Below are 11,043 nucleotides of genomic sequence, written 5' to 3'. Positions count from 1 at the left end.
GGAGGTTCGTCCAGAATTCGCTCAATTGATCAAAACTTGATCAACTATCCCTCCCGGGCATCACGATCCACCTATTCGGCATAGCTCGGCACCCAAGTCATGGGGGCTGGTGAAATATCCGGGCTAGTGGTAAATGAGGAGCAACAGCAGGGACGACCTATTCCAATAGCCTCCGAGGCCCCCTCTCGCCGAATCACTCTTGACAATCTGCAATCTAGGCGCCGGCGATCGCCCTTCCCCAGACGATCGCCGTCGTAGCGCAAGTTCTCGTCGATCAACGACTCATACCGACCGAATGCCTCTTTCTGGCATCAACGATGGATCGCGCCACGATCCCATGGCGCCGCATTGGATACGCCGAAGAAGTCCGTCCAGACAGGAACCGCGACACCCGTGCTACGTGCATAGCTAAGAGGATTGCTTATCCCAAAATTGGTCGGTACTGTCGGCAAGGCACTGTCAAAATTCGGATTCGTCTGTCCCTGAACATCTGATGAGTTGCCAAATGTACCGCTTGCCCCTACCGTAGCGACACCTAACAAATCACGAATCACCGTTGTCGACAATGCGGACGGCGAATACATCAAATTGTTCTTCAACGTAGTGTTGGTTGCCCCACCAAACAAAGCGAAACCAAAGACATTCGCGGCTGCCCCTTGGTTGGCGTAGCAGGTGTTGTTGTATACCCAGTTGTCGGTTGCAAGTCCGTTATTCGGTGTGTCCCCGTTGTTACCGATGTCCATGCACTGCCCACCGGTGGTAGCACTGAGATCAAATATGTTGTTCCTGATGGTCGCAAAACTCGAATTTAGCGCCAGGAGGGACGTCGCAGCAGGCTGATTGGTCCACCAGTTCCGCTCAAAAATAACAAAGCGGTTTCGTGATGCAAGCGCAAACCCTGAGCCAACTGATGTGTTCACGGGGTTCGAGACACCGGGCGCTCCAACGAATTTGTTGTCGGAAACAATCCCGTAAATCGAATAGGTGCCTGCCGGGAGCGGCCCGAAAGGCAAATTCCAGTCTGGCCCTCTCAGTGTCACGTTTGCTTTCGTCGCATTCGGATTCTGGAAAGTATTTGAGGAAAGCACTAACTTATTCCAATACATCGAACGGAAATTGTGTTCTCCAGTTAGGTTGTTGTCGAAAAGATTGCCGAGTACGGCGGTACGCGATGAGAAAAGGAACATGCCGTTGCCACCGCCACCGCCTTGAGTCGGGCGCAGCGTCGAATCAACCACCGTGAATTGATCCCAGGGCGCTGCGAGATTGGGTTTTCCGGCATCCTGCGTAAAGCAGTTATTTACGCCGGTGCAATCAAAACGCAGGAAAGTGATCTGGTTGAATGTGCCCGAGTGATCCACGCCGGTCACTACCTGAACCAGCGCCGACGGATCGGTGCCGTCAATTTGCAGGTCCATCACTCGAGCGTCCTTGAACGAATTCGACCCGTTGCCGCCGAAACGCAACATCGAGTTGCCCGCCGCCCACTCCACGGTCACCCTCCCACCACCAAGTGGGTATGAGCCGATTGTCCAGGGGCCATCCACATTCAGCACGGCCTGACCGTTATTAACCCAGGTTTCCCCGGCCCTGAACAACAGACGCCTTCCGGCGGCCAGATCAGTTGTAACCGCCGAAGAGAAAACGCCGGCAGCATCCGTAATCTGCGTGGCACCCGCAGGACAACCAGCAAAATTGCCAACCTTGGAATAGCATCGAGTGGCCGTACCGGCGAACACGATATCCGGATCCTGTACCGCGATCTGCATGCAGTTATTGGACACCGTGTTAACGCCATCGGTGACTGTCAGGGTGACCGTATAGGTTCCCGGAGTCTCGAATACGTGGGCGGCGACCGGGCCCGTTGCGGCGTTCTTTGAATTGTTGGAACCTGTTCCATAGGCCCAGTTCGCGCCACCAGCCGGATCGCCAAAGTTCCATGTATAAAGCAATTCATGGAAAGGTTGGGCGACAACGCCGGTTGTCGCGGTCGCGTCGAAAAATATCGACAGGGGAGCAACTCCCGTGAAACGACTGGCAACTGTATTCATCGCAGGAAGCGTGATGCCCACTCCCGCAGGACAACCGGCAATCACGCCGCCACCGGCGGTCCACGCTCCAGCCGCCTCGTTGGCAACAAAGGGGGCAGTAACCGTGAAACTTGTGGCAGTAGCGCTAACCACGGTGAAAGTGCCGTTGTAGCTTGTCGTTCCGCTGATGACGATGATGTCGCCGGGCGCCAGCGTGTTTGCCGAGGTCACTGTCACTTGGCCAGGAACGCCAGCCGCAATCGCGGTGATCGGAAAGGTAACTGGCGCCGCTGGGGCCGCCGGCCCGGCGGCAACCACGACTGCCGTGGTCTCGCTGCTGCCCCCGCTGGAAAGGCATCCGGTCAATCCGAGGACGATCATCAGCGGCGCAAGGACACCAGCCCAAGCAGCTTTCAATTTGCCTTGAGTTACATCGGACATGGGATGCTCCTTTATGCTTACATCGTCGAAGGCCACCGAAGTACCAAAACGGCATCGTGGTTCTTGAGGCCATGACTCAACGGGCAGAGCGCGATCACCCTCGTTCGAACCCACGCTGCCTTGGTGCCAAGTTTACCCCTGACATGCTATACATAGTTAGACGTTGAATGACCCTGAAATGCCATGCTTTTTAATGGCTATTCGCCCCCGACGCGGGCCCCTCGGGTCTGGGATGGTGCTCAAGTGGGGCGCCTGCAGAAAGCCCGATGTGCCCGACTCCGTCCTGTGCTTTCGCGATAAACTGGACTGGGCATTCGGTAGCCGGCGTGATCGGCTGAATATGGACCTGGTTTGGAGCAGAATTGCGCGCGCATGCAATGCGCAATTGTAGGGTTACCGCTCCATGCGTAATCAGTGCCACGACATATCTTGCAGGGAGATGGAATTGAACATTGCAGTGATCGGCTTGGGTTATGTGGGGTTGCCGCTGGTTGTCGAGTTCGGCAAGCATTCGAGAACGATCGGTCTTGATATCTCGCCATCCAAGGTCGAGTCCTGCCGACGCGGTATTGACCCGTCACGCGAACTGCCCGACGAGGAAATGGCCAAGGCGATACACGCCGAATACTTCAGCGATGCGGCGATACTGGCCGAGGCGGACGTCATCATCGTGGCCGTCCCCACCCCCGTGGATGAGGCGCATCGCCCCGATTTCAATCCGCTGATCGGCGCAAGCGTCAGCGCCGGCCGAAACATGAAGAAGGGCGCAATCGTGATTTATGAGTCCACGGTTTACCCGGGAGCCACGGAAGAAGTCTGCGTGCCAGTGCTCGAACGGGAGTCCGGCATGAAATGGAAGAAGGACTTTTTCATCGGCTATTCACCAGAGCGCATCAATCCGGGCGACCGCGAGCACACGTTGACCAGCACGCTGAAAGTCGTCTCTGGCGACACGGCGGAAACGCTTGAGAAGGTAGCCACGCTCTATGAACGAATAGTCAAACCCGGTGTTTTTCGTGCTTCGTCCATCAAGGCGGCCGAGGCGGCAAAGGTCATCGAGAATACGCAGCGCGACCTGAATATTGCGCTGATGAACGAACTCGCGATCATTTTCGAGAAGATCGGCATCGATACTTCCGAGGTTCTGGAGGCAGCTGGAACCAAGTGGAACTTCCTCAAGTTCAAGCCGGGCCTGGTAGGCGGCCACTGCATAGGGGTCGATCCCTATTACCTGACCCACAAGGCGGAAATGCTCGGCTATCAGCCCCAGGTGATCCTGGCCGGACGGCGCATCAACGATAGCATGGGAAAGTTCATCGCCGAACAGACCATCAAGCAGATGATTCGCGCGGGGAGCTATGTCAAGGGCGCCCGAGTAAACATCCTGGGGCTGACGTTCAAGGAAAACTGTGCGGATCTGCGAAATTCCAAGGTCGTGGACATCATCAACGAACTAGCAGCGTATGGCGTTGAGGTATTTGTTCATGACCCGTGGGCGGATGCGGAGGAAGCGGAACACGAGTATGGAGTGCGACTTGTCAACTGGGACGATCTTCCACGCGCCGACGCCATCGTTGCCGCCGTGGCGCACAAAGGATTTCTTGATCTCGGCATCGAAGATTTCAGCAAGAAGCTGATCAAGGGTGGCGCATTCATAGACGTCAAGGCCGTTTTCGATGAAACTCAGCTGGTCAAAGCCGGACTAACTGTCTGGAGGCTGTAGGACTCACTGGCGCGCGGAATCTGATTCCGGCCGCAATAAGCCCAGTACGAGAACGGGACCGTCGGCGCAAACTCCATGCAGAAGCGCGGCCATATGACCTTGGACGGTTGCGTCTCCGCTCCGCTTGACCCAGGTCCTCCGGGATCCCCAAAGCGCAGGATCCTGCTTTCCGGGCTTGCACTGTTCCCGCTGTCGAGTCGGATTGCCAATGCGGCTGGCAACTCCCTGCGGATCGACACCAGCCAGAAGTATCAGACCATCGAAGGCTTTGGGACCAGCCTGAATACCTGGCACAAGGATGTTGCCGAAGCATACCAACGGGAAGACTGGGCAGCGTTTTATTGGGAAACCCTGGGTGCATCCGCGTTGAGAATCGAGCTATGGGGCGGAGTAGCCCCGCTACCCCGAGAACGCTGGCAGGACATGAGCTGGCACGATTTCAGTTTCGACGGCCCCGGGTTGCGCGCTGCGATTACCGTCGGCATCGCGAAGCGTCTAAATTCCGTTTCACGGCGTCATATCCGTTTTATCGCCAGTACCTGGACGCCACCAGCCTGGATGAAGGTCAATGGAACCCTCGGCAACGGACATCCGGCGCGCAAGAACTTCTCACTGAATTTCGATGATCCAGTCGAACGCGGTACGTGGAACGCGCCGCACGATGGCGACGTCGGACAAGAGCGATACACCTACCTCGGACGAAACAAGCTGCGCCCCGACCGCTACCTGCACTTTGCGAAGTTTCTTGTCGAATGGTCTCGTTATCTGGAGTCTGTCGGAATCTCGCTTTACGCATTGAGCCCGACAAACGAACCGCGATTTTCCCATTGGTTTGAGTCATGCGTGTACACCCCGGAGGAATACGCGGAACTGCTGGAAGTAATCGCATGGATGTTCGCAAACCAGCGGCAGCCACCAATCCAGATTTTCGGGCCGGAACACATGACCTGGGACCTTGCGGGAACCCAGAGGTATCTTGTTGCTCTGGCTCGTCGTCAGGGGGCCCACTCGTCGCTGGCAGCCCTGGCATCGCACGGCTATATCGACGGCTACCGTGCCGATCTAAGGAAGGAATCCACCTCCGCTTTTCGAAACCTGGCCGGGCCATCAGGCAAGAAGATCTGGGTCACCGAAGGCGGATTTGGTGGCCATCAGTGGCCCGACCCCTTGCACCAACTGGGCGCCGCTTTTCTTTACGCATTGCGGGATGGCGGAGTATCGCTACTGACGGCATGGCAGACACTCACCCGCGATCCCCTTGATGTCAATGGGCTGATGAGCCTGCGTGGTCCGACGAAAAAAACTTATGTAGCGATGCAATTCTGGCGTTTCATTCGCCCCGGCATGGTCAGGATCGACGCAAGAAGCAATTCGGGACCGGACGCGGTCGCGTTCAAGGATTTCCGCACCGGTACCACGGTCATCATATTGCTAAACCGGAATCGAAAATCGTCAACTGTATCAATTCACTTGGGATCGGGTCTGAATCCCACGATAGTAGCGTTCTACATCACGGACGCATTGCATGACTGTTCGCGGATCGACGCGAAACATGACCTTCAGTCCCTATCCATACCCGGCGAGTCGGTGGTTACCCTGATTCTAGGAACCGGCTCGCTGGGACGCTAGGCGCTTCGATAAACCGCGTCGAGCGGCATATGAAGGGCTCCTCTCACCGGACTATTTCAACCGTTCGCGTATGTCTATTGCATTCTTCCTGATTCTGCAGCGGTCCTGCCAATCCTTCATCCCCAAACGGTTAGCCAGAAAGGTCGAGAAATACAGGGGCATACCGTAAGCTCCGATCTGGTGCCTTGCTCTCCGCCATTTTCCAGTCAGATACAGTTCGCTCGCCAGTAGCGGACCGGGAATCTGGACCGGGTAGCCACTCAGTTCATATCCTCGATCCACGAGCATCTTTCCTATTTTGCCTTCGACCAGTCGCAACTCGTCTATAGCGTAAGACTTTCGCCACTGGTAACACAACTTCCGATCCGGGGGGCCATAGGTTGAGTTGGTCGAATAGTCCAGCATGCGCTCCGAGTAGGGAACCCCGAGAAACGTGCATATCGATCCAAGAACTCCTGGAATATCGTCAACCAAATGCTCATATCTGATTTCGATGAATTGTTCGCTAGCAAGCGAGGAACGCAGCCTTTCCCAAGATAGTTCCGCATCGCGCCAGATGTCTACCGTGTGATAGACATGGCCTCCCCATCCCATCCGAAGGCACGACATCGCCACGTCGCGAGGATCGCGCAACAAATGGATGAATCGTGCTGTCGGAAATACCGCCAACGCACGATGAAAATGACGATGCAAGTTCATGGTCAGCATGGCATTCTCGCGCCGCAGCTGATCTACAAACGATTTGACGAGGGCTTCGGAAGAAAGCCGCGCGTCAATCTTCAACTTCTTTGCGAGGTATATCCGGTTTGTGGACAACCAGCGAACATACGACTCCGTATCAGGAAACGCCCCATCGTCACCCAGCATGTCAAGTAGGAAATCACACTCCCCAGGGTTGGAAATGCCCGGATGAGAGTCGAGCATCAGCCTCAGCAAGGTACTGCCCGAACGAACTGGAGAAACCAGAAAAACGGGTGACGGGTTTCTCTCGGAGCTAGCTATTTCAATTTCCATATCGCAATTCCTCAAGTACGATCGCAACTGGGAAATCACAGCTTGTTTGCACAGCCATAGATTTCAGGCAAGGACAGAAAATCATAACGCCAAGCATAGTTACAAGAGAATTTTAAAAAAAAGCTATAAGAAAACCTTAAAAGCTCTCGACATCTGCGGTGGCCGAGACGAAAAAGCGGAACCATTTCCGATCTACTGACCCATCGCGGTAGAGGGGGTCAGCGTCGTTTATCTTGATAACCATTGGGATAACGCTGGTGCCACTTCCAGGCCGTTTCGATCACGGAGGAAATGTCGCGATACCTTGGCTTCCAACCAAGCCGCGTCACCAGCTTGTCAGGATTTGCCACCAGTGCAGGAGCGTCACCCGGACGGCGTTTCACGACCTCAAAAGGTATCCTTCGACCTGTCACGGCCTCACAGGCCGCGTGAATCTGTTTCACCGACTGGCCTTGTCCAGTGCCAATGTTGAATACCTCGGCGGTCCGTGCGGTAGTTGCCGCTATCGCCAGCAGATGCGCCGAAGCCAGATCATCGGTGTGCACGTAGTCGCGAATGCAGGTGCCGTCAGGCGTTGGATAGTCGTCGCCAAAAAGGTATATCTTGTCGCGCTTGCCCAGCGGCACCTGCAGCACCAACGGAATCAGATGCAGTTCCGGATCATGGTCCTCTCCAAACTCACCATCAGGGTCGGCACCGGCGGCATTGAAGTAGCGCAGCAGGGTAAACCCCAGGCCATAGGCTTGCGCAAAGTCCCTGATCATCCATTCCACGGCAAGCTTGGTTCGCGCATAGGGACTACAGGGAATCTGTGCCGCAGTTTCATCCATCGGCGGTTTTGGATTGTCGCCGTAGGTTGCGCAGGTACTGGAGAACAGCATACGCTGCACTCCGGCCTCGCGCATCGCGCGCAACAGACTGAGGGTCCCGCCAATATTGTTGCTGAAATGATAGTCCGGGTTGGTCACCGATTCGCCAACGTCGGTGGCAGCGGCAAAATGCATCACTGCCTCGGAACCATGGTTCTGCATTGCCTTGGTCAGGGCTACCGTGTCGTGGAGGTCACCTACGACCAGCCTCTCGGCAGGTATCGCCTCACGATGGCCTTTGTAGAGGTTGTCATAGGCTATCGCGTCATGGCCCTCCGCCAGCAACAATCGCAAGCAGGCGCTACCCACATACCCTGCACCGCCAGTCACAAATACTCTCATTGTTTCGTTCCTTTCAATTTGCCGCCACGACCGGCAAGCAGTACTACCTCCCTAGACGCGGCATTCAGTGCATCGATCGTGCCGATATCCCGATGGTAACCATCGTGGATGTATCCCCTCATGCGTCCCACGAACTTCGGCAGGACATCAAAGCCCAAATCAAATGCGTTCATTGCGGCCATTTCACGCCAGGCCGTTGCGGTGACCGCATACACGCCGGCATTGGCTAGGTCGGACTTGGGCTCCGCCGGTTTCTCCTCGAACCCGATCACGCACCCAACATCGTTCAGTTCGGCAATGCCACAGGCTTTCGGATTCGGTGCATGAAACAGCAACATCGTAAAGGCGTCGCCGTGGCCGCGATGAAAAGCCATGAAGTCCAGCAAATCGAGGTCCGAAAGATTGTCCGCGTAAATGATCAACACGTCATCCGCATCGTCCGCCCATCCCGGATTTGCGGCTACGGTGCCTGCCGAACCCAGCAACACCGGCTCGAAAAACTCGACCGTGCGAAATCCCCGTGATGTTTTTTTGGCAAGGAATCTACGCACCGGTTCGGGCAGATGGTGTGTGTTTATCAGGATGTCTCGAATGCCGGCCGTCGCCAGAGCATCAAACCAGTAATCCAGTAATGGACGGCCGGCTATTTCCACGAGGCACTTCGGTATTGCTGCAGTGATGGGACGCAAGCGGGAACCAATTCCACCGGCGAGCAACAGTGCCTTGGTTCGCTTCCGGGTTTCGCCGCCAGTCACGCCTTCGAAACCTCGCGCACAACATTCAAACTGACCATCTGCTGATTGCAGTAGTCGAGTATGCTGGCGGCGTTGTCTGCGGTGGCCAGCCATCCCTTGTAGGCCTCGACACTATTGATGATCGTTCGCGTCGGCTTCCAGCCGAGGCGTTTCAACTTGCTGACATCCGAACAGATATGACGAGTGTCGCCGAAGCGGAATTTTCCGCAGGGAATCGGTTGGTAGCCATCTACGCCAAAGACATTTGCAACGGCACCGGCGAATTCAGAAACCGTGTATGGCCGATCTCCACCAACATTGAACATTTCGTAATTTGCGCGCTCATCGCGCAAAACCAGCAGGTTGGCATCAACCACATCCTGAATATTCACGAAGTCTCGAATCTGCTGCCCATCCTCGTAAATCATTGGCTCGCGGCCGAGATGGAAACTCAGGGAAAACACCCGACACGCACCACTGTATGCATTATAGAAGCTCTGCCGCGGCCCCTGCACGATGGAATAGCGCATGGCAACGGTCGGCACCTCATACCTTTTGCCGAGCGAAAGGGCAACACGCTCCTCGGCGATCTTGCTCAGCCCATACTGGTTTTGAGGATTGGCGACGGACTCGTCCGTCGGTAGCCATTGCAACGGCCCGCTGTAGCCGGGCGGCGCCTCGAGTTCCCACCGACCCCGCTCCAGCTGGTGGGCTGGTCGTATGTCCGGCAACAATGTCCTGCCATTTGCGTCCTGGTAAAGTCCTTCGCCGAGAGTCGCCTGGCTCGACGCAACGATCACCTTCTTCACCGGCAGCCTTTCACGTACGATCAGTTCATAGATCAACGCCGTGCTCGTCACATTGACATCGAAGAAGCGGCTGAATGTCGGCAAATAGTCCTGAAACGCCGCAAGGTGATAGACGAAGTCGCAGCCACGCAAAGCATCGAGCAGGATCTTTTCGTCCCGAACATCCCCCCGCACGAACTCGATTTGCCCGTCCAGATACTCCGGTACCCGACGGCCGGGATGAACCGGTTCCTCAAGAGAATCCAGAACCCGCACGGCGTAACCTTCCTGTAGCAAGGCGTCGGCTGTGTGCGAACCTATGAAACCTGCTCCCCCAGTCAGCAATACCCTCATATCCAGTACTTTCAAGAAAATTGTTTTTCGATCTCCGCGATCGACAAAAAGTGTGGTTTGGATTCGTTCGCGACTATTGATTGTGCAAAAGGCGTTGATGATCGCTGATGAAGATCACCCGACCGCCACGACGATCGATGCCGAAGGTCAGCTCACGGGGATTACCCAGTGCATCCCGGATCAAGTCGTGACGTTCCGGCGGTGCGATCACCAACAGGAAACCACCACCGCCGGCGCCCAAAAGCTTCCCGCCCTGCGCTCCCAATTTCCTCGCCTGCTCGTACCAGGCATCGACCGACCCGGTACTGATGCCGAATCCGAGGGACCGCTTGAGCAACCACCCCTCGTGCAGCAGCCGCGCAAACTCGTCAAGGCCTCCACCTCCACCGAGCGCAAGCCGCATCTCGTGCGCCAAATCGCGCATTTCCCGCAGAACCGCCATGCGCTCGCGCGTTCCCTCGCTTTGCTTCTTCAGTATCTTGTCGGCGTCTCTCTGCTGTTCCGTGTAGAAAAGCAGCACTCGCTTCGTAAGTTCCTGCATGATCTCCGGAGTGGTCGGGACCGGCTCCACGTCCACACTGTCGTCAGGATTGAAACGGATATAGTTCATCCCGCCAAACGCGGCAGCATATTGATCCTGTTTTCCGATCGGCTTGCCGAGCTCATCAATCTCGATACGACATGCCTGCTTGGCCAGATTTTTCGCGCTGACAATTTGCCCCTTGTAGGCATACAAGGCCAACAAAACACCTACAGTAAGGGAACTGGACGAACCCATTCCGGTGCCGCCCGGAACGTCGCCTACCGTTGTAATCTCGAGGTGTCTTCCCAGGCCAGTCATCTTCAACGCCTCACGCACCAATTCATGCTGGAGGTCGACAGGATTGTCCACAATTTCTGTTCGCGTATACGCTACCCGTGTCGATGGCTCGAAACGCGGACTCACCGTCACATACATATGCTTGTCGATCGCCAGTGACAGCACTGCACCGTATTCGTGACGGTAATACGCCGGGAGGTCCGTGCCGCCGCCAGCAAAGCTCACGCGGTACGGTGTCTGGGAAATGATCATCGATGCTTCCGCCTAGGTAAAAAATCTAAAAGTCGGCGCTGACGCTA

At 55.9% G+C, this 11,043-nt stretch carries 8 protein-coding genes; 2 read left to right on the top strand and 6 right to left on the bottom strand.

What is annotated here, in order from left to right; genetic code table 11:
• Positions 1-311 precede the first annotated feature (311 nt).
• Positions 312-2,471, bottom strand: a complete 2,160-nt coding sequence (locus J0M27_RS08955) for a PKD domain-containing protein (RefSeq protein ID WP_294990147.1) — start codon at positions 2,469-2,471, stop codon at positions 312-314.
• Between the two features lie 439 nt (positions 2,472-2,910).
• On the opposite strand from J0M27_RS08955, the gene J0M27_RS08950 reads away from it, so the two are divergent.
• Together J0M27_RS08950 and J0M27_RS08945 are read left to right on the top strand one after the other, a co-directional pair.
• Positions 2,911-4,194: a nucleotide sugar dehydrogenase gene (locus J0M27_RS08950; protein WP_294990144.1), complete on the top strand. Its 1,284-nt coding sequence runs from the start codon at positions 2,911-2,913 to the stop codon at positions 4,192-4,194.
• Positions 4,195-4,269: 75 nt separating this feature from the next.
• The gene (locus tag J0M27_RS08945) at positions 4,270-5,823 is read left to right on the top strand and encodes a glycoside hydrolase family 30 beta sandwich domain-containing protein (RefSeq protein ID WP_294990141.1); all 1,554 of its coding nucleotides are present in this window, start codon (positions 4,270-4,272) and stop codon (positions 5,821-5,823) included.
• 51 nt (positions 5,824-5,874) lie between these two features.
• Here J0M27_RS08945 and J0M27_RS08940 read toward each other — a convergent pair whose 3' ends face one another.
• From J0M27_RS08940 to J0M27_RS08920, 5 genes are all read right to left on the bottom strand, one after another.
• Positions 5,875-6,837 carry a sulfotransferase gene (locus tag J0M27_RS08940; RefSeq protein ID WP_294990138.1) on the bottom strand — a complete coding sequence of 321 codons (963 nt, stop codon included), beginning with the start codon at positions 6,835-6,837 and terminating at the stop codon, positions 5,875-5,877.
• A 218-nt stretch (positions 6,838-7,055) separates the two neighbouring features.
• Positions 7,056-8,048, bottom strand: coding sequence for a UDP-glucose 4-epimerase GalE (gene galE / locus J0M27_RS08935; protein ID WP_294990135.1), 993 nt, complete (start codon positions 8,046-8,048; stop codon positions 7,056-7,058).
• Entirely contained in the window at positions 8,045-8,803 is a 759-nt protein-coding gene (locus J0M27_RS08930) for a nucleotidyltransferase family protein (RefSeq protein WP_294990133.1), read from the bottom strand. Before J0M27_RS08930 ends, galE begins: the two co-directional genes overlap by 4 nt.
• The gene (locus tag J0M27_RS08925) at positions 8,800-9,939 is read right to left on the bottom strand and encodes an NAD-dependent epimerase/dehydratase family protein (protein ID WP_294990130.1); all 1,140 of its coding nucleotides are present in this window, start codon (positions 9,937-9,939) and stop codon (positions 8,800-8,802) included. The genes J0M27_RS08930 and J0M27_RS08925 overlap by 4 nt, the downstream gene beginning before the upstream one ends.
• 58 nt (positions 9,940-9,997) lie before the next feature.
• Positions 9,998-10,996 carry a hypothetical protein gene (locus tag J0M27_RS08920; protein ID WP_294990127.1) on the bottom strand — a complete coding sequence of 333 codons (999 nt, stop codon included), beginning with the start codon at positions 10,994-10,996 and terminating at the stop codon, positions 9,998-10,000.
• Positions 10,997-11,043: the final 47 nt, after the last annotated feature.

Origin of the sequence: Sulfuritalea sp., from assembly GCF_017302275.1 — a bacterium.
In the GTDB taxonomy this organism is placed as follows: Bacteria; Pseudomonadota; Gammaproteobacteria; order Burkholderiales; family Rhodocyclaceae; genus Sulfuritalea.
This window is presented reverse-complemented; position numbering and strand designations above follow the sequence as displayed.

Excerpts from the sequence above, each read along its gene's own strand:
- J0M27_RS08950 (WP_294990144.1), top strand. The coding sequence starts at position 2,911 with ATGGAATTGAACATTGCAGTGATCGGCTTGGGTTATGTGGGGTTGCCG.
- J0M27_RS08955 (WP_294990147.1), bottom strand. The coding sequence starts at position 2,471 with ATGTCCGATGTAACTCAAGGCAAATTGAAAGCTGCTTGGGCTGGTGTC.
- J0M27_RS08940 (WP_294990138.1), bottom strand. The coding sequence starts at position 6,837 with ATGGAAATTGAAATAGCTAGCTCCGAGAGAAACCCGTCACCCGTTTTT.
- J0M27_RS08920 (WP_294990127.1), bottom strand. The coding sequence starts at position 10,996 with ATGATCATTTCCCAGACACCGTACCGCGTGAGCTTTGCTGGCGGCGGC.
- J0M27_RS08945 (WP_294990141.1), top strand. The coding sequence starts at position 4,270 with ATGCAGAAGCGCGGCCATATGACCTTGGACGGTTGCGTCTCCGCTCCG.
- galE (WP_294990135.1), bottom strand. The coding sequence starts at position 8,048 with ATGAGAGTATTTGTGACTGGCGGTGCAGGGTATGTGGGTAGCGCCTGC.